Origin of the sequence: Thiocystis violacea (assembly GCF_016583565.1) — a bacterium.
Classification (GTDB): domain Bacteria; phylum Pseudomonadota; class Gammaproteobacteria; order Chromatiales; family Chromatiaceae; genus Thiorhodococcus; species Thiorhodococcus violaceus_A.
This window is the reverse complement of sequence record NZ_NRRF01000013.1, coordinates 46,408-69,557: the sequence shown is the minus strand read 5'-3', so window position 1 is coordinate 69,557 and position 23,150 is coordinate 46,408. Positions and strand designations below refer to the sequence as shown.

General features: G+C 65.6%; 19 protein-coding genes and 4 tRNA genes. 11 read left to right on the top strand and 12 right to left on the bottom strand.

The annotated features are described in order from the left end of the window. Positions 1–74: 74 nt before the first annotated feature. The 4 genes from CKO23_RS07980 to CKO23_RS07965 form a co-directional block, all read right to left on the bottom strand. Positions 75–878, bottom strand: a complete 804-nt coding sequence (locus CKO23_RS07980; RefSeq protein ID WP_200329822.1) for a Uma2 family endonuclease — start codon at positions 876–878, stop codon at positions 75–77. A 206-nt stretch (positions 879–1,084) separates the two neighbouring features. Then, positions 1,085–2,194, bottom strand: a complete 1,110-nt coding sequence (locus CKO23_RS07975; protein ID WP_200329820.1) for an ABC transporter permease — start codon at positions 2,192–2,194, stop codon at positions 1,085–1,087. A 7-nt stretch (positions 2,195–2,201) separates the two neighbouring features. Further along, complete coding sequence (locus CKO23_RS07970) at positions 2,202–3,326, bottom strand: ABC transporter permease (RefSeq protein WP_200329818.1); 1,125 nt, start codon at positions 3,324–3,326, stop codon at positions 2,202–2,204. After that, complete coding sequence (locus tag CKO23_RS07965) at positions 3,326–5,041, bottom strand: ATP-binding cassette domain-containing protein (protein ID WP_200329816.1); 1,716 nt, start codon at positions 5,039–5,041, stop codon at positions 3,326–3,328. The genes CKO23_RS07970 and CKO23_RS07965 overlap by 1 nt, the downstream gene beginning before the upstream one ends. A 293-nt stretch (positions 5,042–5,334) precedes the next feature. Here CKO23_RS07965 and CKO23_RS07960 point away from each other — a divergent pair, with 293 nt between their 5' ends. The 5 genes from CKO23_RS07960 (at position 5,335) to CKO23_RS07940 (ending at position 11,275) form a co-directional block, all read left to right on the top strand. Continuing rightward, positions 5,335–7,914 (top strand): hypothetical protein, encoded by a 2,580-nt coding sequence (locus CKO23_RS07960; RefSeq protein ID WP_200329814.1) that lies wholly within the window; start codon positions 5,335–5,337, stop codon positions 7,912–7,914. Then, on the top strand, positions 7,911–8,204 hold the full coding sequence (locus CKO23_RS07955) for a J domain-containing protein (protein WP_200329812.1): 294 nt from the start codon (positions 7,911–7,913) through the stop codon (positions 8,202–8,204). The genes CKO23_RS07960 and CKO23_RS07955 overlap by 4 nt, the downstream gene beginning before the upstream one ends. Further along, a complete protein-coding gene (locus CKO23_RS07950; RefSeq protein WP_200329810.1) occupies positions 8,204–8,902 on the top strand; it encodes a nucleotide exchange factor GrpE in 699 nt (232 codons plus the stop codon). Before CKO23_RS07955 ends, CKO23_RS07950 begins: the two co-directional genes overlap by 1 nt. 220 nt (positions 8,903–9,122) lie before the next feature. Beyond that, entirely contained in the window at positions 9,123–10,868 is a 1,746-nt protein-coding gene (locus tag CKO23_RS07945; protein WP_200329807.1) for an Hsp70 family protein, read from the top strand. Then, the gene (locus CKO23_RS07940; RefSeq protein WP_200329805.1) at positions 10,868–11,275 is read left to right on the top strand and encodes a hypothetical protein; all 408 of its coding nucleotides are present in this window, start codon (positions 10,868–10,870) and stop codon (positions 11,273–11,275) included. Before CKO23_RS07945 ends, CKO23_RS07940 begins: the two co-directional genes overlap by 1 nt. A 114-nt stretch (positions 11,276–11,389) precedes the next feature. Here CKO23_RS07940 and cysS read toward each other — a convergent pair whose 3' ends face one another. Beyond that, a complete protein-coding gene (gene cysS / locus CKO23_RS07935) occupies positions 11,390–12,775 on the bottom strand; it encodes a cysteine--tRNA ligase (RefSeq protein WP_200329803.1) in 1,386 nt (461 codons plus the stop codon). 178 nt (positions 12,776–12,953) lie between these two features. On the opposite strand from cysS, the gene CKO23_RS07930 reads away from it, so the two are divergent. Next, the gene (locus CKO23_RS07930) at positions 12,954–13,442 is read left to right on the top strand and encodes a peptidylprolyl isomerase (protein WP_200329801.1); all 489 of its coding nucleotides are present in this window, start codon (positions 12,954–12,956) and stop codon (positions 13,440–13,442) included. 104 nt (positions 13,443–13,546) lie between these two features. On the opposite strand, the gene mgtE is transcribed toward CKO23_RS07930, so the two are convergent. The 7 genes from mgtE to CKO23_RS07895 all read right to left on the bottom strand — a co-directional run bounded on the left by mgtE (position 13,547) and on the right by CKO23_RS07895 (position 18,593). After that, on the bottom strand, positions 13,547–14,989 hold the full coding sequence (mgtE, locus tag CKO23_RS07925) for a magnesium transporter (protein ID WP_200329799.1): 1,443 nt from the start codon (positions 14,987–14,989) through the stop codon (positions 13,547–13,549). 90 nt (positions 14,990–15,079) lie between these two features. Continuing rightward, positions 15,080–16,033 (bottom strand): general secretion pathway protein GspB, encoded by a 954-nt coding sequence (locus CKO23_RS07920; protein WP_200329797.1) that lies wholly within the window; start codon positions 16,031–16,033, stop codon positions 15,080–15,082. Further along, positions 16,030–17,886, bottom strand: coding sequence for an AAA family ATPase (locus CKO23_RS07915; protein WP_200329795.1), 1,857 nt, complete (start codon positions 17,884–17,886; stop codon positions 16,030–16,032). Before CKO23_RS07915 ends, CKO23_RS07920 begins: the two co-directional genes overlap by 4 nt. Positions 17,887–18,101: 215 nt before the next feature. Continuing rightward, positions 18,102–18,177: transfer RNA gene (locus CKO23_RS07910), tRNA-Lys, on the bottom strand. 61 nt (positions 18,178–18,238) lie between these two features. Then, positions 18,239–18,314 (bottom strand) — tRNA-His (locus tag CKO23_RS07905). Between the two features lie 64 nt (positions 18,315–18,378). Next, a tRNA-Arg gene (locus CKO23_RS07900) sits at positions 18,379–18,455 on the bottom strand. Between the two features lie 61 nt (positions 18,456–18,516). Continuing rightward, positions 18,517–18,593: transfer RNA gene (locus CKO23_RS07895), tRNA-Pro, on the bottom strand. A 199-nt stretch (positions 18,594–18,792) separates the two neighbouring features. Between CKO23_RS07895 and folD the strand changes: the two genes are divergently transcribed. The 5 genes from folD to CKO23_RS07870 all read left to right on the top strand — a co-directional run bounded on the left by folD (position 18,793) and on the right by CKO23_RS07870 (position 23,119). Continuing rightward, complete coding sequence (gene folD, locus CKO23_RS07890) at positions 18,793–19,653, top strand: bifunctional methylenetetrahydrofolate dehydrogenase/methenyltetrahydrofolate cyclohydrolase FolD (protein ID WP_200329793.1); 861 nt, start codon at positions 18,793–18,795, stop codon at positions 19,651–19,653. A 120-nt stretch (positions 19,654–19,773) separates the two neighbouring features. Continuing rightward, complete coding sequence (locus tag CKO23_RS07885; protein ID WP_200329791.1) at positions 19,774–20,211, top strand: PGPGW domain-containing protein; 438 nt, start codon at positions 19,774–19,776, stop codon at positions 20,209–20,211. Between the two features lie 290 nt (positions 20,212–20,501). Then, positions 20,502–21,827 carry an ABC1 kinase family protein gene (locus tag CKO23_RS07880; RefSeq protein WP_200329789.1) on the top strand — a complete coding sequence of 442 codons (1,326 nt, stop codon included), beginning with the start codon at positions 20,502–20,504 and terminating at the stop codon, positions 21,825–21,827. A 226-nt stretch (positions 21,828–22,053) separates the two neighbouring features. Beyond that, positions 22,054–22,287, top strand: a complete 234-nt coding sequence (locus tag CKO23_RS07875; protein ID WP_200329932.1) for a hypothetical protein — start codon at positions 22,054–22,056, stop codon at positions 22,285–22,287. 43 nt (positions 22,288–22,330) lie between these two features. After that, the gene (locus tag CKO23_RS07870; RefSeq protein WP_200329787.1) at positions 22,331–23,119 is read left to right on the top strand and encodes a zinc-dependent peptidase; all 789 of its coding nucleotides are present in this window, start codon (positions 22,331–22,333) and stop codon (positions 23,117–23,119) included. Positions 23,120–23,150 lie beyond the last annotated feature (31 nt).

Genomic DNA, 23,150 nt, shown 5'->3' with positions numbered 1-23,150 from the left:
CAGCTCGTCGAACAGGGTTGCAGCTCTGGGGAGTGCCCGATCCCTTGTCGCTGCTCCAACGTCCTCGCGCGTCCTTAAGGCGTTTCTGCGTCGAAGAACTCAGCCTGATCTTGCACGCGCGTCGCGGCGAGAAGCCAGCGTTGGAGTTGGACGCGATCCCGGCAGGCGAGGATGCGCGCGCGGCCAGTCTCATCCAGACTCAGACCGCGGTCCGCCAACAGGGCGAGGATCGATTCGGCGATGCCCTTCTCAACACCCTGTTCGATGCCTTCGCTCCGACCTTCCGCGCGAATCGCCTCGATGCTCTCGTAGCCCGTGCGCTGCAGCAGATTGCGCAGCATCGCGCGATGACTGGCGTCGCGATCGTAGAGCGCCTCGACCGGCACCGGATTACGCAGGATGCCGGGGGCGGTGAGCTCCTCGCCCAGACCCAGGACCCGCATCGGCTGTCCGGGGCAGCGCACCTCGACGCGCCGCGGACCAACCAGACGCACCACCCAGACCTGTTGGGTGCCATACTCGAGCAGCTCGGCGATCTTGTCTTCCAGCTCCTGCTCGTCCTGCCCCGCTCCGGCATATTCGACGGCGAGCGGCGGCACGCCGGGGATCCAGCCGCGCTCCTCGCCGGGAGGGGCCACGGCGATGTCTGGCGCGCGCAGGGTGCCAGCTGCTGGCGTGAACCCGGCATCGACGCCCGCCCATTGCACGTCGGGGTCGGTCTCCAGCACGCCAGCGCCAGACAGGTTGCGCCCGGAATGGTCGCGACCCGCGGGGGCACAGTAGATCGGGTGCCCCTGGCTCAGCTCATAGCGGTCGCCCTCATGCAACTGATCGACATGGAAAGGGCCGTGCGGATTTGCGCGCGGTTGAGTGGGCATCGCGGGTCTCCCGTTGATCGTTTGATGGTCTAGGCTAATGCAAGTCTACTGAAATTTCCTGGAAATTCTCTTCCTGCCCATGATGATAGGCGCGTTTGACTCGCCTTTCGCCGGGGTCTCTCCAGCGCTCCGCACAGGATAGCCGCTCGCGTCGCTGCTCGGCGGAGCGCGTCACCGTTACGAGGAGGAGATCACAGACATCCGCGCTAGCTCATGCGATGACGGAACAGCCAGCCGGCCGCCGCCAGCGTCACCGCCGCGATGATCGCCAGCGGCCACATCTGCTGCGCCAGCAACCCGAAGCCGGCCCCTTCGAGAAAGACGCTGCGCAGGATCACCAGGTAATAGCGCAGCGGATCGACCAGGGTCAGCATCTGAACCGCTGGCGGCATGTTGTCGATCGGGGTCGCGAAGCCGGAGAGGATGACCGCCGGCACCAGGAAGAGAAAGGCGCCGAGCAGCGCCTGCTGGAGCGTCGCGGCCAGCGAGGAGATCATGAGCCCGACCCCAACGGCCGCGAAGACGAAGAGCAGGATGCCCGTGTAGAGCACCGCCAGCTCGCCCATCAACGGAACCTTGAACCAGAAAACGGCCAGGATCACGACCAGCGACGCCTCGAACACGCCGATGAGGATCCCCGGCATCGACTTGCCGATGAGGATCTCGACCGGCCGCAGCGGCGTCACCAGGAGCTGATCGAAGGTGCCCTGCTCCCGCTCACGGGCGACGGACAGGGCCGTGACCATCATGGTGACGACCAGGGTCAGCAAACCGACCAGCCCGGAGACGAAGAACCACCGGCTCTCCAGGTTGGGGTTGTACCAGGCGCGCGTCACCAGGCTCACCGGCATCCCCTGCAGCCCGCGCGCGAAAACCCAGTCCTGATTGAAGCCGGTGACGATGCGCGCGACGTAGTTCTGCGCGATCTGCGCGCTGTTGGAGTTCCGCCCGTCGATGAGGATCTGCACGGGGGCCGTTTGGCCGGAGACCAGATCCGCCGTGAAGCGGGGCGGCACCTGGATCACCAGCAGGCAATCACGGGTGTCGATGACCTCGGCGATCTCGTCTTGACGCTGGATGCGGCGTGCCAGGTCGAAGCTCGGCGCCCCCTCGAAGCGCGCGAGCAAATCCCGAGCGGCGTAGCCACCGTCCCGGTCATAGACGGCATAGGGGATGTGGTTCAGATCGAAGGAGGCCGCATAGCCGAAGATCAGGAGCTGAATGAGCGGCGGGATGACGACGATGAAACGGCTGCGCTTGTCCTTGAACAGGGCGAGCAGCTCCTTGATGGTGAGTGCCAGGATCCGTGCAAACATGACACCGTCACTCCAGCCGCTTGCGCAACAAGCGGCGGCTGAGCCCGAGGAAGAAGCCCGCCATCAGGACCAGGGCCGCCGCGTTCGGCAGGATGAGACTCCAGACATCCCCGGCCAGGAAGAGGCTCTGCAGGATGGTGACGAAGTAACGCGCCGCGACGACGTGCGTCACCACCTGCACGACGACCGGCATGCTGCCGATGTCGAACAGGAAGCCGGAGAGCAGAAAGGCCGGAAGGAAGGTCGCGAGGATGGCGACCATGCCGGCGACGAACTGGTTGCGCGTCACGATGGAGATCAGCAGACCCATGCCGAGCGCGGTCAGCAGAAACAGCGTGGAGCAGATCCCCAGCACCCAGAGCGAGCCGCGCATCGGCACACCGAACAGGAAGAGCGCCATGAGCACGGAGAGCACCATGCCGCCCATGCCGAGCACGAAATAGGGCAGCAGCTTGCCGATGAGGATCTCGCCGATGGTAACCGGCGTCACCATGAGCGCCTCCAGGGTCCCGCGCTCCCACTCGCGCGCGAAGACCAGCGCGGTCAGCAGCGCCCCCACCAGGGTCATGTTCACCACCAGGAGACCGGGCACCAGGTAATTACGGCTCTCCAGCTCGGGGTTGAACCAGATGCGCGTCTGCGGCTCGACCGGCTGAGCGACCTGGATCTGCCGGGCCTGCAGCTCACGCTGCAGCCAGGTGGTCCAGACGCCCTGGACATAGCCTTCCAGGAGCCGCGCCGAGTTGGCATCGACCCCATTGACGATCACCTGAATCGGCGCGTCGCGGTCGCCCTTGAGACGCTGGGCGAAGTCGGCCGGCAGCACCAGAATGCCCTTGACCTCGCTTGCCCGCAGCGCCGCGCGTCCGGCCTGCAGCGTCGGATAGAGGTGCGGCTCGAAATAGACCGATTGCTGGAAGGCCGCGACGAAGGAGCGGGCCTCGGAGCCCGGCTGCTCGACCACGATCCCGACCTTGACGTGCTTGGAGTCCAGGGACACGCCATAGCCGAAGAGCAACAGCAGGAGCACGGGCAGCACGAAGGCGATGGCGATGCTGGAAGGGTCGCGCAGGATCTGCAGCGACTCCTTGCGCAGCAACCCAATTAGGCGGCTCGAAACGAGCGTTGGCATCAGTCGGACCCTCGCTGCTGGATGAGTGCGATGAAGGCGTCCTCCATCTCCGGATGCGGCTGCTCGGCGGTCGCGGCGCGCGCCTTGATCTCCATCGGCGTGCCCAGGGCCAGGATCTCGCCCGCGGACATGATGGCCAGGCGGTCGCAATACTCGGCCTCTTCCATGAAGTGCGTCGTGACCAGCACCGTCACGCCGCTCTCGGCCAGCGCATTGATGCGGCCCCAGAACTCGCGCCGCGCCAGTGGATCCACGCCGGAGGTCGGCTCGTCGAGAAAGAGGATGTCGGGTTCGTGCATCAGCGCGGCCGCCATGGCGAGGCGTTGCTTGTAGCCCAGCGGCAGGGTGCCGCTCTCGGTCGTCTCGAAGGTCTCCAGCTCGAAGGCTTCCAGCGCCCAGCGAATGCGTGCGCCGGCCGCGCGACCACGCAGCCCATAGGCGCGGGCAAAGAAGTCGAGATTCTGGCGGACCGAGAGATTGGCGTAGAGCGAGAACTTCTGCGACATATAGCCGATGCGCCCACGCGCCTTCGCGGCGGCATGTCTGAGATCCACGCCCGCGACCCGGACCTGCCCGCTGCTCACGGGCAACAGACCACAGAGCATGCGGAAGGTGGTCGTCTTGCCGGCCCCGTTGGCGCCGAGCAGCCCAAAGACTTCGCCCGACTGCACGGTAAAGGACGAGCGCTTGACCGCGACGAAGTCACCGAATGAGCGTGTCAGGTCCTCCACCTCGATCGCCGCGCCGGTGAAACGCGAGCCCAGCGTCACATGCGGCGGCTCGACGCGCTCCTGACCCGCGTTGAGGAGTGTGACGAAGCCATCCTCGAACCTGGGCTCGACCGACCTCCAGGCTGAGGATTCCGCGAGACGGCGCGTCTCGGCGGGCGGCTCCCGGTCGAGCACGACGCGAATGGAATCCCCCTGGAGCACGGCGTCCAGCACGCCAGGCGTCCGGCTCAGCTGCGCCTGGCGGGAGCGACGCTCCTCGGCCGGGACGCTGACCTGAAAGGCGCGCCCGCGCAGCGGCTCGCTGAAGCGCCGCGGCGGACCCTGATCGATGACCCGGCCCTGGTGCATCAAGATCACCTCGGCGCAGCGCTCGGCCTCGTCCAGATAGGCCGTCGACAGGAGCACGCTCATCCCCTCCTCTTCCACCAGGCGGTAGACGATCGACCAGAGCTCGCGCCGCGACACCGGATCCACACCCACCGTCGGCTCATCGAGCAACAGCAGCCGCGGCGGCTTGACCAGGGTGCAGGCCAGACCGAGCTTCTGCTTCATGCCTCCGGACAACTGACCGGCGAGTCGGGCCATGAAGTCGCCGAGCCCTGTCATCTCCATCAGACGCTGATAGCGCTCCGCCCTCGCGGCCGCGGGGACGCCCTGGAGATCCGCATAGAGATCCAAGTTCTCGCGGACGCTGAGATCCTCGTAGAGACCGAAACGCTGAGGCATGTAGCCGATCCGCGACTGAACGGCGAGCGGCTCCGCGGCCACGTCCACACCCAGCACCTCGACACGTCCGGCGTCCGCGATCAGGAGCCCGGCCACCACCCGCATCAGCGTCGTCTTGCCGGCCCCGTCCGGGCCGATGAGCCCGGTCACCACCCCGGCCGCCAGCGACACAGAGACCCCATCGAGCGCCGTCACCCGACGCCCGCCGCCTTGGAAGGACTTGGTCAGGCGATCAATGAGGAGCGGCGAATCGGTCAATGTCGGGGGGTCTCATCAGTTGGCAGTTGGCAGTTGGCAGTTGGCAGTTGGCAGTTGGCAGTGCCATCGTCGTCGCGGTTGGGGCTCGACTGCAAGTTGGAAATGTCAGGCGGCCCGGGCGGACCGCTCGGACTCAATCGAAAGGGCTCCATTTCCCAAGGGTCGAGCCTAGCTGCGGATCGACCTGGAGGTCGGACAAGACGCGACCATCGCGGTACAATTAGCGGTCAGCATCACCGGCGACGCCGCCCATGGCGGCGTCCTTTTTACACACTATTTCAGCTAGAACGCCTATGTCGAAGAAGCAGAAGCGGCGCGTTGCGGGCGCTGGCCATCGGTCGTCGCCGCTCACCCCTGACGCCCTCGCGAACCAGGCCCGCACGGAACTCGACGCGGGTCGCTTCCGAGATGCCATCGCCAGCTTCAAGCAGTTGCTGAAGCAGGAGGCAAGACCCGAGTGGCGCGATGCCCTGGCGGATGCCTATGCCGGGCGCGCCGGCGAGCTGACCGAGAAGGGCATGCTCAAGGAGGCGATGGTCATGTGGGACAACCGCGAGGCCTTGGGCCCCGACGTCCCGCCCGCCGCCGACCACGCGGCGCTGCTGTTGCGCTTGGGACGCTTCGATGCCTGCCTCGATAGACTCGCCAAGGCCGAGGAGATGCGACCCGCCGACCGCGAGCGTCTGCGCGGTCTGATCGCGGCGCGGGTATTGGCCGACAAGAGTGACACCCTCGATCGCTTGCCCGCCGACGATTCTGTCCGCCGTCAAGCCGGCGCGGCCCGTGCAGCCCTGAATGCCTACTGCGCTGGAGACGAGCCCGCCGTGCGCGCGGCGCTGGGCGAGATCCCGTTCCGCTCCCCCTACCGTGACCTGGCTCAGATCCTGAAGGCCCTCCAGCTGCTGCCCGAGCGCCCGGCCGAGGCGGCCAAGCTGCTCGGGCGCATTGCCCCCGACTCAGGCTTTCGGGTGCTGAAGGAGGCGGCCGAGCTGGCGCTGCTCCCCGAGTCGGCCTTTCTGACCCAGGCCCTCAAGGCTGGCCGCAGCAAGGCCCGCTTCGCCTGCATGCTGCGCGGCTGGCCGCAGGAGCGCATCGCCTTTCTGGACGAACTCCGGCCTCTGGGGGCCGGCGTCACGGCGGATGTGTTTCTGCGCTTCCTGCACAAGCACCGCGCCCAGTTGGGCGAGGACTGGGCGCGCCAAAAGGGATTGCGACTCCTCGTTCAGCATTACCCCAGCAGCCTCCAATGGCTGCCGTCGATCGGCGCACCACCCGCCTCCCCGCGTGAAGCACTCCTGATCCGCTGCTGGGCGACCGAGCAGACGGACGCGGCCTGGGAGATCACCGACACCTGGGGACTGCTCGCCGAGCGCCTCAGGCTCGACTACAGACAAGAGGACGCCAACCCAACCCAGCGCTTGAGCGTCGCCCTGGTCATGCGCCGAGCCGATCGCATCGCCGACGTCCTCTGCGCGGACCCGAGCGCGAGCGACGCCCCGCCCGAAGAGGAAGACGTCACCGCCGAGCGTGTCGAGCAAAGCCTGGAGTGGGATCCGGACGACTGCGATACCTACCTGCGGCTGATCGCCTTCCATCGCGGGCGCGGCCGCGCCAAGGACGTGCGCCGTCTGCTCGCCGCCGCGAGCGAGCGCTGGCCCGACGACATGCGCGTGCTGAACGCCACCATGGAGGCCGCGATCGATTCCGGCGCCTTCAAGAAGGCGACGACCCTCGCGCGGCGCATCCTCGCGATCGACCCCATCAACAGCGGCGTGCGCGACCGGCTCGTCGAGGCGCATCTGGCGCATGCCCGCAAGCAGATGTTCAACTTCCGCCCAGACCTCGCAAGCAAAGAGCTGGAGGCCGCCCAGGAGTGGGCGCGCGGCGAGCACGCGCGCGAGCAGCTCGACATCCTCTCGGGTCTCAACCGCCTGACGCAGGATGAGAGCGCCGGCCTCGCCCAGCTCCGCGCCCTGGCCGAACGCCTGGGCAGCGGACTGACCGCGCAGGTCGTCCTCACCCTGGCCGGCGATCCCGTGCGCTGGCGTCCCTTGAAGCTGTTCAAACAGCTTGCGCTCCACAAGGTGCTCAAGCCAGACCCGCGGGATCTGATCGGCGCACTCGCCAGACTCAAACAGTACCTGGATGGTCGCGGCACCCTCTCGATCAAGGTGCGGGATGCCCTCGCGAAATTCCTCGCGAAGGTCGACTGGTCGAAGCTGGCGCGCGGCGACATGGAATCCGCCTGTGAGACACTGAAGCGCGCCAAGCTCGATGCGGCCCGCGACAAGGCGGCACGTGCCGCGCTCAAACGTTGGCGGGGCGCGCCGCTCTTTCAGCTCCACGCCTTCGAGGCGAAATACCCACACGGCTGTTCCAACACTTACGGTCAGGACTTCTTCGACCTGGAAATCGCCCTGAACCGCGCCCGCAGCGAAGGCGATACCCGAACCGCCCTGCGCATCCAAGACGTCATCAGCCAGTCGGTCGGCCCCTTCGGCCGCTTCTCGAATCCCTTCGACCTCCCACCTCTGGACGACGAGCCGGACTTCCCCCCAGAGCTCGATCTTGGTGCCAAGGATGCATTGGTGGCGCTGATCGAACTGGTCGGCCTGGACAAGGCCCTGGAACTCTCCAACGCACCGCCGGCGATCAGACGCGAGCTCAAGACGGCCGCCCGCGAATCGGGTGAGGAGGCCATCATCGACATGCTGATCGCCATGTTCGAGGAACTCGAGAGTCGCATCGACTTCGACGGGCTACCCATGCCCCCGCCATCACCACCGAAAGGCAACCGTCGGACACCCAAGCCAAAGGCCGCCAAGAAGCCCAACGACGAGGATCCGCCCATGCCAGAGGATCTGTTCTCATGAGAGACCCCTACCTCATCCTCGGCATCGCGGAAGACGCCGACGACGCCATGGTCGAGAAGGCCTACCTGGAGGGCATCAAGCGCTGCCCGCCCGAGCGGGACGCCGAGCGTTTCCAAGCGCTACGCGCCGCCTACGAGCGACTGCGCACCCAGCGCGACAGGATCGGCTATCGACTCTTCGACGTCACCCCGCCGGAACCGGCGGACCTGCTCGACCGAATCGCGCCGGTAGGGCCCACGCGGCGCCCCGAGCCCGCGCTCTTCGAAGCCCTGCTCCGCGGGGATGACTGATGGACGAAGCCGTCAAAGCGCAGCTCACGGCGGATTTCCGCGCCTATCTCGACCGGGCCGCCGAATGGGAAGACAGCGACGAGAGCCAGAGCGAACCGAACGCCGCGGCAGGACCCGATCTCTTCACCCTGCTCGCGGAGCTTGCCGCGCTCAAGAGTGAGGTCAAGCTGGAGTCCCGCCAGGTCAAGAGCGCGCTGGACCAGTTCCGCGACCTCTTCGACAGCCTGCGCGAGCGCGAGGCGCGTCTGGAGGAAGAGCGTGACCGACGGCGCGAGGCCGAGCGGGCGGCGGACAAGCGCGCCCAGAAGGATCTGCTACTCGAACTGCTGGATCTGCGCGACAGGTTGGAAGCCGGTCATGAGCAGGCGCTGCGTTTTCGACCCGGCTGGCTCGGGCGGCGCCGCGCCAAGCGCTTCGTCAGCTCCATGGCGGAGGGACTGGCCATGAATCTGCGCCGGCTGGAAGAAAGCCTGACCCGGCGCGGCGTGAGACCCTTGACCGTCGTGGGTCGTCCCTTCGACCCCCGGACCATGCACGCCGCCGAACTCGCCCAGAATCCCAAGCTCCCCGAGGGGCATGTCGTCGCCGAGCTGCGCAAGGGCTTCCTGCATGAGGACGCACTACTGCGCGCGGCCGAGGTCGTAGTCAACCGGCCCAGCACGACCAAGGCGGATACGCGACCGCATCTGAACAACTGAGCTTGCGCTCGAGCACGCAGGACTCCTGGGCACCGACCCAGCGACAACACGCACTGAGCCGCGCACAGGATCGCCCACCCAAGCCTTGGCGTTTCTCGAAGTCCTTGGAGTCCCTGAAGTCCTTGAGGTCCTGAGCGCCCCCTCCCGAGGCTGACCACGCGCAGCCCACGCATTCACCGCCAACGCTGATCACACATCTCTCAACCCGGAAGACACGACTTTGGAAGCCAAGACATCTAGCGACATCATCATCGGCATCGACCTAGGAACCACCAACTCCGAAGTCGCCGTCGTCCAGGGCGGACGCACACACATCATCGAGATCGACGGCTCGAAGATCCTGCCGTCGGTGGTCGGCATCGCCGACGATGGAAGCCTGCTCGTCGGACACACGGCACGTAATCAGTACGTCCTCTACCCCGAGCGCACGGTGCGCTCCGTCAAGCGCCGCATGGGCGAGGACGTCAGCCTCGAGATGGGCGAGCAGAGTTACAAGCCCCAGGAGATCTCCGCCCTCATCCTGCAGCGGCTCAAGCGGGCGGCCGAGGAGCATCTTGGGCAGGCCGTCTCCAAGGCCGTCATCACCGTGCCAGCCTACTTCTCCGACGCCCAGCGCCAGGCGACCCGGGACGCCGGGCAGCTGGCGGGGCTGGAGGTGGTGCGCATCATCAACGAGCCGACCGCCGCCGCCCTCGCCTACGAGGCGGATCATGAGACCGCCAAGACCATTCTGGTCTACGACCTGGGCGGCGGGACCTTCGACGTCTCCGTCGTGCGCCTGAGCCAGGACGTCACCGAGGTCTTGGCGAGCCACGGCGACAACCACCTCGGCGGCGACGACTTCGACGCCAAGCTGGTCCAGCACGTTCTCAATCACCTCAAAGAGACCAAGGGCGCCGACCCCAGCGACCACCGCGCCGCCATGGCGCGCATCGTGCGCGCCTGCGAGAACGCCAAGATCGCACTGAGCGACCAGCCCTACGCACGCATCGAAGAAGAGTATCTGCTGGAGCAGGACGGCAGCCCGGTGAATCTCGCGCTGGAGATCGACCGCGAAGTCTACGAGGAGCTGATCACGCCCTACATCGACCAGACCCTGGAGGCCGTGCACATCGCCCTGAAGAGCGCCGCGCTGGCCGTCTCGGACATCGACGAGGTCCTGCTGGTCGGCGGCGCGACACGCACGCCATTGATCCAGAAGCGGCTCGAGGAGGCGCTCGGCATGCAGCCACGCGCGGAGGTCGACCCAGACCTCTGCGTCGCCGCGGGCGCCGCCATTCAAGCCGCCGTCATTTCCGGCGAGCAAGTCTCGAGCGTGCTGGTGGACATCACCCCCTACACCTTCGGCACCAGTGCCATGAGCCTGCTCAACGGCGAGCCCTACCCCTACACCTTCATCCCGCTGATCCGCAAGAACACCCCGATCCCCGTCACCAAGACCGAAGCCTTCGAGACCCTCTACGACGACCAGCAGATCATCGAGATTCGTGTCTATCAGGGCGAGGATCCGGACGCGCTCAACAACAGCGAAATCGGCTCCTTCCGCATCGAAGGGCTCAAGAAGGTGCCGGCCGGCAACATCATCCTGACCACCTTCTCGCTCGACCTGAACGGCATCCTCCAGGTCACGGCGCGCGAAAAGAGCACCGGGCTCGAACAACGCATCACCATCGACAACGCCACGGCCCGTTTCGAGGGCCAAGCGCTCGATGCCGCCCGCGAGCGCCTGTCCAGCCTGATCGAAGGAGAAGCCCGCGACGTTACCACCGAGCACCGTGAATCCGTCCAGGCCCAGGCGCTGATCGAGAAGGCCGAGCGGCTGATGGAAACGACCAATCCCGAGGACCGCGAGGATCTGGTCGACCTGACCGAAGGACTCAAGGACGCGCTCGACGGCGGCGACTTCAGCGCGATCGAAGCGGCCATGAGCGCGCTCTCCGATCTCATCTACTATCTCGAGTCCTGATGGAGCGCTGCCCCAACTGCTCCGCCCGAACCAGCGACGCCGAGGTCTGTCGGCGTTGCGGCATGGATCTCGGCTTGCTCATCGCGGCCGAGCAGGCCGCCGAGCAGGCACTCGCGAGGGGCATCCGCGGCTTGGCACGCGACGATCTCGGGGCTGCGCGCCGCGACCTGGTTCGCTCATTGGCCCTGCGGCGAAGCCAGCTCGCCGAGCACCTGCTTCAACTGGCAACCCAGAGAATCGCAGAGCGCGCCGGCGGTACGCCGGCGAGTCAGGGCGCGACCTCGGAGCCGATCCGTCCGGCCCTGGACGACACCTGGCCCAACAAAACAGACCCGCCGATCTTCGACTTGGTGACCCCCCTATGCGGCCCTCCACGGGAGGAGCGGCTACCGCCCAAGACGGTGTGAAGGGGCCGGTGGCCGACGCATCCCTCGTCCTGATCGATACCGCACACGCGCTCGGCATCGACGCGCGCATCCGTCAGCCTGGCTGGAGACCGGTGCACGCCGGTCTTGAGGCCATCAGGCGCCGCGGCGCCAAGCGGTGCCTTGCGACCCGTCTTCGAGCAGGATGCCGGATTCGGTGAGGAGGTCTCGGATGCGGTCGGCCTCCGCCCAGTTCTTGGCGGCCCGAGCGGCCTTGCGCTGCGCGATCAGGTCATCGATCTCGGCGTCCTGAAGCGCGCCGGCCTTTGAGTCTCCACGCAGGAACGCCTCGGCGTCGTCCTGCAAAATTCCCAAGACACCACCGAGTGCGCGCAGCTGCGCACCCAGGGCGGCCGCGCGGAGCGGGTCGTCGTTGCGGATCCGATTGATCTCGCGCACCAGATCGAAGAGCACGGCCAGCGCCTCCGGCGTATTGAAGTCGTCGTCCATGGCCGCGCTGAAACGCTCGCGAAAGGCATCGCCATGGGCGGGCGATGACTCCGGCAGGCCGCGCAGCGCCGTATAGATGCGGGTCAAGGCCCCGCGCGCGTTCTGCAAGTGCTCGTCGTCGTAGTTGAGCGGACTGCGGTACTGGCTGGTCAGGATGAAATAGCGGACCTCCTCCGGCCGGTAGCGCTGCAGGATCTCGCGCACGGTGAAGAAGTTGCCCAGGGACTTCGACATCTTCTCTTCGTTGACCCGGACGAACCCATTGTGCATCCAGACGTTGACGAAGGGCTCACCCGTGGCCCCCTCGGACTGGGCGATCTCGTTCTCGTGGTGAGGAAACTGGAGGTCGGCCCCGCCACCGTGGATGTCGAAGTGATTCCCGAGTGCGCAGGTGCTCATGGCGGAGCACTCGATGTGCCAGCCGGGTCGGCCAAGTCCCCAGGGCGAGTCCCAAGCGGGTTCGTCCGGCTTCGCGGCCTTCCACAGGGCAAAGTCCAGGGGGTCGCGCTTGGCCTCGCCGACCTCGACGCGCGACCCGGCGCGCAGGTCTTGCGGATCCTTGCCGGAGAGCTTGCCATAGCCTTGAAAGCGGCCGACGGCGAAGTAGACATCACCGTTGCCCGCCTCGTACGCCAGCCCCTTCTCGACCAGCGTGGCGACCATCTGGAGGATCTCGCCCATGTGGTCAGTCGCCCTTGGCTCGTCCGTGGGCGGCAGGACGCCGAGCGCGTCGGAGTCCTCGTGCATGGCGGCGATGAATCGCTCGGTCAGCGCGGCGAAGGGCTCGGCATTCTCGTTGGCGCGGCGGATGATCTTGTCATCGATGTCGGTGATGTTGCGGATGTAGGTCACCGCATAGCCGAGCGAGCGGAGATAACGGTAGACCACGTCGAACACCACCATCACCCGCGCGTGCCCGAGGTGGCAGTAGTCGTAGACCGTCATGCCGCACACATACATCCGCACCTGACCGGGCTCGATGGGCTGAAAGACTTCCTTCTGACGGGTCAGGCTGTTATAGATTTGTAGCATCTGGCGCTTGGATTTCGACCGGCTGAGAGAAAACGCCCATTTTAGCAAAGGCACCTCCCATCTGGTGATCGCGCCTTTCGCGGTTGCGCCGAAGTCCTTACCATAGGCGCACTTTGGCATCATCCTCAGTCCTCGCCTGCCCTTCGGGCGGGCTCAACCCCCATTCTGGAAGCATCCCATGATCAAACTCACCACCAATCACGGCGATATCCTCATCGAGCTCGACGCCGAGAAGGCACCGAAAACCTGTGCCAACTTCGAGCAATACGTGCGCGACGGACACTATGACGGAACCCTGTTCCACCGCGTGATCAGCGGCTTCATGATCCAGGGCGGCGGCATGACGCCGGACTTCAACGCCAAGCCGACACGGGCGCCCATCGAGAACGAAGCCAAGAATGGCCTGAAGAACGTCACCGGCAGCATCGCCATGGCCCGCACCATGGAACCGCACTCCGCGTCCTCGCAGTTCTTCATCAATGTCTCGAACAACGATTTCCTGGACTATCCCGGGCAGGACGGCTGGGGCTACTGCGTCTTCGGCAAGGTTGTCGAAGGCATGGAGACGGTCGAGGCCATCAAGGCCGTCAAGACGGGCACCCGCAACGGGCATCAGGATGTCCCGGCCGAGGATGTGATCATCGAGAAGGCCGAGATCATCGACTGACGGGCGAGACTCGGTCTGCGATGACCCGCCGGGGCTTCGGCCCCGTTGCTCCCCGACTGGAAAGCGCCCGGCCCCTCGCGCAGCGCCCCAACCAAGCCGCGCCGCTATATCAGAAACAGCGTCGCCAGCCCCAAAAAGATGAAGAATCCCCCAGAATCCGTCAGGGCGGTGATCAAGACGGAGCTGCCCAAGGCAGGGTCTCGGCCAAAGCGATAGCGGACCAAGGGGATCAAGACCCCAGCACTCGCCGCCAGCAGCAGATTCAGGATCATGGCCGCGGTCATGACGGATCCCAGGGCCGGATTCCCGTAGAGCCAGGCGGCTAAACCGCCGATCACGCCCCCCCAGACGACCCCGTTGATCAGCGCGACGCCAAGCTCCTTTCGCATCAGGCGCCAAAGCGCCGATGCATCGATCTGCCCCATGGCAATGGCCCGCACGATCATGGTGATGGTTTGATTCCCGGCATTACCGCCGATACCGGCCACGATGGGCATCAGAGCGGCTAGCGCCACCAGGCGCTCGATCGAGCCTTCAAAGAGGCCGATGACGCGTGAGGCGATGAAGGCCGTCACCAGATTGATCGCCAACCAAGCCCAGCGATTCTTCACCGAGCGCATCACGGGCGCGAAGATATCCTCCTCCTCACGCAGGCCCGCCTGACTCAAGATCTCAGCCTCGGACTCCTCGCGGATCTGGTCGACGATGTCCGCCACCGTGATGCGTCCGATGACCCGCTGCGCGCCGTCGACGACGGGCACGGAGACCAGGTCATACCGCGCGAAGGCCGTTGCGGCCTCATTGGCATCGTCCTCCGGCGCGAAGGTCACCAGGGAGCGCGCCTTCATGACCTCCGCGACCTGGGTCTCGGGGTCGTTGATCAGGAGCGACTCCAGCGTGAGCACGCCGCGCAAGCGGTCGTCGCGATCGATCACGAAGAGTTTGTCCGTATGATCCGGCAGGGCGTCGAAGCGGCGCAGGTAGCGCAGGACGACCTCGAGCGTCACGTCCTCGCGGACGCGGACCATGTCGAAGTCCATGAGCGCCCCGACCGTGCCCTCGCGAAAGGACAGCGCCGCCTTGACCTGGGCCTGTTCGCGCTGGTCGAGCGAGGCGAGCACATCCTCCATCACCTCCGGCGGCAGGTCGGGCGCGAGGTCGGCCAGCTCATCGGCGTCCAGGGTCTCGGCCGCCGCCTTGAGCTCCTCGATGTCCATGCTGTCGAGCAAGGTCGAGCGGACGGCGTCCGAGACCTCGAGCAAGATCTCGCCATCCTTGTCCGCGCGCACCAGATCCCAGACGAAACAGCGCTCCTCAAGCGGCAGCGACTCGAGGATATGCGCGATGTCCGCCGGGTGTAGCGGATCGAGTTTGCGCTGAAGGCGCGTCAGATTTTGGCGATGGGTGATGGTCTCGACCAACGCCTGGTTGGCCGTGCTCTGGCGATGCGCCAGATTCTCGGCCAGGCGATACCTGGAGAGCAGCTCCTGAACATCATGCAGATGGCGCCTGAGCGTGTCCGGATCCGGCGTCTTCTGATCGGTCATGGAAGCTCCAGGCGCCCGCGCCGGGTGAGGATGAGCGGCGTCGCTGTCGGATTCGGAGAGCGGCTCGCGAGCAACAGGCCGGCGTCGAGGTCAACGTGCCACGTAGAAGGGATTACCCAGATAGCTGAGCACCGCGCCATCCTTCAAGATCTGCTCGACACGCAAACCCTCGCGGGTCTCGTCAGCTTCTCGGTACGTCATGCCATTGATGACCACGAAGCGCTTGTCGGCGTTCGCATCGTAGACGTGCACGGTCATCAAGTAGGCCGGCAGCATCGCCCGCTGCTCGGCGGTGAGGCGCAGCCGGGTCGGATCACCCTTGATCTTGGCCGATGGGCGCTTGGCCGCGGATGGCGCAACGCCCTGCTCGCGCCTGACCTGCTGTTTGAATGCCTCGATGTCCTTGACCAGATCGGACGGAATGGTTGCGGGCCGCGGCGCTTCCTCGATCAACGGAGCTGTCTCGCCCAGGGCCGACTGTCCGCCCGGCGCCGGCTGTCCGCTCAAGGCCGCCTGCTCAGCCTGTAGCTGGCGCAGCAGCTCTTCTTCGGTCAAGGGATCCAAGTCAAGGGACACAGGTGCATCGTAGAGTGCCGGCGCAGTATCAGCACCATCGGCGCGAGACGTCTGCGTGGGCGCGGCCGGCACTGGCCGGGGAAGGCGCTTCGGCGGTGGCGCCTCGACCAACGCGGGCGCGCTCGGCATCGCTGGCGCTCGCGGCGGCAAAGCGATCCCAGAGGGCGGCTCGGCGGCTGGGCGCACTGCGCCGGCGCGCGCGGTATCGACGGAGGGGTCAGCCGTCTGCGGTGAGGGCGTCGCCGCCACCGTTGCGGGCACCCCTGGAGGCTCCTGCCCTCCTCGCAGCGCCGCATAGAGCGCGATCACGACAGCCAAGGCGGCAAGCGCAACCGAGAGAAATGCCCAGTAGTTGGTCGGCACGGGCTCTTTGTCTTCGACGAAGAGCCCACTCGCATCCAGTGTCGGCACCTGCCCCAGCTCGCGCTCCTGCTGGGACTTCTTGAGCGCTTCGAGGATATAGCTCATGGCGCACCCTCTGACTCCTTGCTGGCCGCGGCCTCGCCGCTCAATCTCGGCACGTTGCGCATGGCGACGGCGTGCTGCAGCGCGATGATCGTCCGCGGGCCGGCAATCCCGTCCGGCATCAGCCCCTTGGATGCCTGAAAGGCCTTCAGCGCACTGGCCAGGGCCGCATCGAAGAAGGCCGAATCGCTCTTCAGAACGGCCAAGTCCGGCACCTTCACCAAGAGGTCGCGCAACCAGCGGACGTCTTCACCAGCGGAGCCAGGTCCGATGAGGTCGACACCCGTGGGCGGCAGCTGCCAAACCAGGGTGTAATCGCCCGTCCAGACGCGCTCCAACGCCTCGGCACGCACCCGCTCGCCAGTGCCCTGCGCGTCATCGACGACCGCCTCGCTCGCTCCCAGCTCGCCCAGCACCACATAACGAGGCGCCCCATCCGCCGCGAGGATCTTCATCAAGGCCGGAAGATCGAAGAAACGGACATGACTCAACCGGCCCTGCTCTTCCTCGCAGCCGAGCCCGAAATTCACAATACGCAGGCAGGGGTCGCCCGTGCCGAGCGAGGGCACCTCAAGCCCCCAGCGCTTGAGCAAGACCCGCATCGCCTCGGACTTCGACACCGCCAGCCGATCGAGCACCTCGGACGAGGCGAGTGCGACCTGGGCATCCGGGCTGGCAAGCACGCCCGGCGCGGCATCGCCAGCGGGTGCGGGCTGCTCGGCCGGCTCTGCGACCGGTATCGACGCGAGGTCGCCCTCCGACGCAGAGGCGACGGCCTGCGGTTCCTGAGGCGCAGGCTCCGCCGAGCTTGACAGCTCACCGGCAGCCGGCGCGTCCGTGACCGCAGGCGCTGGCTCGGCGACAGGCGGCACCTCGGGGGTGGCCTCGCCCGTCGCTAGCTCACCAGCCGGGAATAACCCATCGATCAAAACGGTCGGACTCAAGCCGAGACGCGAATGCGCGGCCAGGGCCAAGGCCGCCGCAAGCCCAAAGGAGACCAGCGCAATCGCGGTGAGCTGCAGGGGCGAGCGAGGTTTCTCGTCGACCGGATCGCCCCGGACCTCGCGCGCGGACCTGGCGACGATCGCGGGTGTCACCTGAGAACCGCGGGTCACGCAAGTCCCCAGGAGCGCCCGATCACAGAGGATATTGATCAAGCGGGGTATCCCGCCGGAAAACTTATAGATGCGCCGAATCGCACGCGCTGAAAACAACGGCCGATCCACGCCCGCAACCGCAACCCGGTGACGGATGTAATCACTCGTCTCCCTCAGGCTGAACGGCGTGAGATGAAAACGCGCCGTGATCCGCTGATTGAGCTGCCTGAGGCGGTCGCGCTCAAGCATGCGCCGCAGCTCCGGCTGGCCGATCAGGAATATCTGGAGCAGCTTGTGCTTGGTCGTTTCCAGATTCGTCAGGAGCCGGACCTGCTCCATGGCCTGCGGCTGCAGATTCTGCGCCTCGTCGATGATCAGCAGCGGTCGCCGCCCCTCGGAGTGAGCCGCCAGCAAATAGGCGTTGAGCCGATCCACCAACATCTTGTTGGACAGCTTGCCCTTGGGCAGGGGGATGCGAAACTCATCACAGACGTTGGTCAGGAGCTCGTTGGCCGACTGCGCCGGATTGAGAATGAGCGCAACGTCCACGCCCTCGGGCAACTGCTCGAGGAAGGCGCGGCAGACAGTGGTCTTGCCAGTCCCGACCTCGCCCGTGAGCAAGACGAAACCTCCACTCTCCCCAGCCCCGTAGAGCAGGTGGGCCAGCGCCTCCTTGTGCTGCTCGCTGAGGAAGAGATAGTGGGGATCAGGCGCGATGGAGAAGCTGGGCTCTTTGAGCCCAAAGTATTTGGGATACACGCTCGATGCTCGGTCCGGTGCTGACCGCGGCCAATCCCTGCGCTGGAGCGGATGAGGGTCGGGCTTGGCGACACGTTGGACAAGTGTGACCGAGCCGCAAACAGGCTCCTTGGTCTCGGACAGCGGCAGATTAGTCAGCCCACAGACAAGCGTCAAGGGCTCGACCATGCAGTCAATGGGCAAGAAAAAAGGCCCCTAGAGGGGCCTTCAAAGAGTGGTGGGTCGTGTAGGATTCGAACCTACGACCGATGGATTAAGAGTCCACTGCTCTACCAACTGAGCTAACGACCCGCTGTATTCTTGACTAGACGGCAAGGATGGCTCTCCAAGCCTTGCCGTCTCTACGACATGATGGGGTGGACGATGGGGCTCGAACCCACGACCACTGGAATCACAATCCAGCGCTCTACCAACTGAGCTACATCCACCATAGAACCTAACCGTTATCTTATCGCAACCCGCACCTTCTGGGTACCTGCGACCAGATATCATTGGCACGCCCGGCAGGACTCGAACCTGCGACCCACGGCTTAGAAGGCCGTTGCTCTATCCAGCTGAGCTACGGGCGCTTTAACTTGGGTGCAGTTGCGGCAACTGCTCCGCTAGCGTGCCGCTGCCTGGCCGGCGTATTGGTCGGGGTAGAGGGATTCGAACCCCCGACATCCTGCTCCCAAAGCAGGCGCGCTACCAGACTGCGCTATACCCCGGTTTCGGCTGGCTTCCCGGCCTCAAAAACGATAGCCCGGAACCGAAGAGCGGGCAATATACGCATCTATTCGCCCAAGGTCAACCACCAAACGCTCGTCCGCGCACGGCGCCCGACCATTGAACCACCGTCCCGCACGTTTTCATCCAACTCGGCGCTCGCTATGATGCCCGATAGTCAGAGGTACCAAAAGGACCGATATGAGCAGCGCAGCAATACTGGACGGAAAGGCAATCGCCGCAGACATCCGCGGGCACATCAAAACGCAAGTAGACAGCATCCTCGCGGCGGGCGGCAGGGCACCCGGGCTGGCCGTCGTGCTGGTCGGCGAGAACCCCGCCTCTCAGGTCTATGTGCGCAACAAACGCAAGGCCTGCGAGGAGGTCGGCTTCTATTCCGCGCTTCACGAGCTGAGCGCCACGACGACGCAGGACGCGCTGCTCGCCCTCATCGACAGACTCAACGCCGACCCAAGCATCGACGGCATCCTGGTGCAGCTGCCGGTGCCCGAGCATATCGACGAGACCGCCGTGACCGAGCGCATCCTGCCCACCAAGGACGTCGACGGCTTTCATCCCTACAACGTCGGCCGATTGGTGCTGCGGATGCCATTGCTGCGCCCCTGCACACCCAAGGGGGTGATGACCATGCTCGAGCGCACCGGACGCCCCCTGGAAGGACTCGATGCGGTCATCATCGGGCAATCCAATATCGTCGGACGACCCATGGCACTGGAACTGCTCGCCGCCAGATGCACGGTGACCATCTGCCACAGCCGCACCAAAGACCTCGCGGACAAGGCGCGCAGTGCCGACATCCTGGTCGCCGCCGTCGGCCGCCCGGCCTTCGTCCAGGGCGATTGGGTCAAGGAAGGCGCTGTCGTGATCGATGTCGGCATCAATCGCGGGACAGACGGCAAGCTGGTGGGGGACGTCGACTTCGCCGCCTGCAGCGAGCGGGCATCCTGGATCACGCCGGTCCCTGGTGGCGTCGGCCCGATGACGATCGCCACACTCTTGGAAAATACGCTGCAAGCCGCCGAGCTCCACGCCAACGCGTGAGGGCGCGGTGATCCGCTCGGGACATTCCCCGCGCCGAGCCCGCCGACCTGAGCGTCGGCCACTCGGCGCAGGCGGATCCTCATCATCGCCTGTCGTCAGTCGCCCAGGAGGATGTGGACCATGATCGAAACCGCCTTGGCCTGGGCAGCGGGACATGAAGAACTTCTGCTCTGGATGGCAGGTCTCTCGCTGCTCCTCTGCATCCTCTCTATCCTGGCGCTGCCATTTCTGGCGTCAATGATCCCCGAAGACTACTTTGCCGACGCAAACCGACATCAACCGCACCTGCGCCAGCGACATCCCGCGATCTACATGATGATCTGGGCAGCCAAGAACCTCTTGGGTTGGCTGCTCGTCTGTGCCGGCATCATCATGCTCGTGCTACCTGGGCAAGGTCTGCTCACCATCCTCATGGGCATCGTACTGAGCGACTTCCCAGGCAAATTCGCCCTCGAGCGGAGAATCGCGAGTAATGCCAAGATCATGCACGGCATCAACTGGCTCCGCCGCCGCGCCGGCCGCCGCCCCCTAGCAGCACCGACAGCCGGGAACGAGTGACATCAACAGCGCTGCCAAGCCAGATCCAAACGAAACCGCCCTGTAATCCCGCGTGCTCGTAACACCGCTCTGCGGTGTCACGAATGCAGCGGCGGGGTTCAAACATAGCCAATGCCAGAGTCTTGCCATGGGGATTTGTCATTGCCCCCGACCAGCGAGCGTCGCTAGTCTTTCGTTCAACCACCGGCGCTCCCGTCTCTCAGCTCAGGCCTTAGGCGTTTACCGCCGGGTCTGGTACGGCGACGCGAGCGAAACCCGCCAGCATTCTCGACATCTCCTCAGGATACGTCATGACACAGGCTTCTCTAACGGGCGGTCGCGCCGTCCCGAGCTCGCGCCTCAACCGCCTCTGGCATCTAGGACGCGCGACAACCGACCTCGCGGCAGGCATCGGCATGCGGGGTCTGATCGATCTCGCGCGGGGGAGCGAAGGCGCATCGGACCGCGTTCAATTGAGTCCGGAGGCCTTTCAGCGCATCACGAACCGGCTCTCACACATGCGCGGCGCGATGATGAAGATGGGGCAATTGATGTCCATGGACGGATCGGACGTCCTCACGCCCGAAGCCGCCGCCATCTTGGGCGCGCTGTGCAATCGCGCCGAACCCATGCCGCTCAGCCAGCTCGCGCCCCTGCTTGAGACCGAATACGGAAAGGACTGGAATCGACGCTTTCGGCGCTTCGCATTCACACCGATCGCGGCCGCATCCATCGGCCAGGTGCATCGCGCGGAAACCGCGGATGGCCGCCATCTGGCGCTGAAGATTCAGTTCCCCGGCGTGCGCGAGAGCATCGATAGCGACATGGATAATCTGGGCTTCCTCAGCCGCGCCATCGGCATGTCGGCAAAGGGGATGGACCTGAAACCCATGCTCGACGAGGCCCGCCGCCAGCTGCACCAGGAAGCCGACTATGAGGCCGAGGCCAATGCGCTCGAGGCCTATCGCGGCCTGATCGGCGACGGCACCCATTACTTCGTCCCCGAAGTGCATCGCGACTTCAGCACCGGGCGCATCCTGGCGATGGATTTCGCCGACGGCATCGCGATCGATCAACTGGCCGAGACAAGCTTCACCCGCGAGGACCGCGATCGCGCCGCCAACCTCGTCATGGAACTTGTTCTGCGTGAGCTGTTCGAGTTCAGCCTGGTGCAGACCGACCCGAACTTTGGCAACTTTCTCTATCAAGCCGATACGGGCCGCGTCGTCCTGCTGGATTTCGGCTCTACCCACCCGGTCCCGCCGGCCATCGCCTCCGGCTATCGGGATCTGATCCGAGCGGCGATGGCGGAAGACCGCGTGGCCATGTACCAGAGTGCCATCGCGCTTGGCTTCGCCCGCGAGGATACACAGCGCGCGCAGGTCGATGGCATGCTTGAACTCATGCGCCTGTCGAGCGAAATGATGCGTCACCAGGGTCCCTATGATTTCGGCGCATCCGATCTCTTCAAGCGCATCTACGATCAGGGCCAGCAACTCTACTACGAGGGCGCCTACAGTCAGCTGCCCGATCCGTCCAGCGTTTTTCTGTACCGCAAGTTCCTGGGCGCCTTTTTGCTTTGCCGCCGACTGCGCGCACGCGTGGATATGCCGCGTCTGCTTGAACCCTATCTGTAAGAATCTGCTCGTAAAGTTTGGATCGGATTACAGAGCTTTCCGCAAGCCCCCGCCGTCGCTTGGCGAAATCCAAGTGACTGGGCTCCGCGCCGCTGGCCGCGCGGACCTCGCCGACGCGCGCCATCGGTCCTCAGGAACAGTGCGCGACGCGCACGGGAAACGCATCCTATGGCAAGCTCGGAATCTGCGAGCCTTCACGGCCTTGCCAACCAAGGGAGCCAGCGCAATGACCGAGTTGAAACCGGACCGCGACCCGCATCGAATCGCCGCAATCGGCGAGCACCACTCGGCGCCGGAAACAGAGACGGCCGCCCCCGTACCGACGCCGCCCGTTCGCAGCATGCATGAAGACGTCGCACCCTGGTCCGGTTGCGGCTCCTGCGGGGCTGAGCCCTATTGGATCGAGATCGCCGCCGAGATGGGCATGTCGCCCGACGGCGATGCGGAGGACGCCCGCTGATCGCGCACGCCTTGGCCTCCACGACACCAACGGAAGGCGAATCATGAGACCTCTGACGCATTGGTGGCGCTCCCGCGCGGACGACCGCGGGCACGACCCTTTCGCGTCCGAGACATGGGAGCAGGTCTGGGCGTCGCTGCCGGTTCTCGCGGGCCTGGACGCCGCCAGGTCGGCCCGACTCCACCGGCTCGCCTTGGACTTCCTGCGCGACAAGACGCTCGAGCCCGTCCAGGGGCTGGAGCTAACCGACCCGATGCGTCTGACGATCGCCCTGCAGGCCTGCCTGCCGGTGCTCGAGCTTGGACTCGACTGGTACGGCGGCTGGTACTCCGTCATCCTCTACCCAGACGCCTTCGTCCCCGAGCATCAGGTGATGGGCGACGACGGCGTCGTCTGGGTCGACCGCACGGCAAAGGCCGGCGAGTGCTGGGACCGAGGTCCGGTTATCCTCTCCTGGGCGGATGTTCGCGAGGATACCCGGCTGGACGGCCACAACGTCATCCTGCACGAACTTGCCCACAAACTGGACGGCCGCTCCGGCGGCACCAACGGCTGCCCGCCGTTGCACAAAAGCATGTCCGGCGCCGTCTGGAAACGTACCTTCGCGGACGCCTACCAAGATCTGTGTCGCCGCGTCGATGCCGGCGAAGACACGCCGATCGACCCCTATGCCACGGAGTCACCGGCAGAGTTCTTCGCCGTCGTCAGCGAGGCCTTTTTCGAGATCCCCGGCCTGCTCTTCGACGAATACCCCGAGATCTACGACCAGCTGAGCGCCTTCTACAGGCAGGATCCGCTGCGGCGGCTGGCCGAGGCAGCGCCTTCGCTCTGACCTCGACTGACGATCGAAGATAGGACGATCG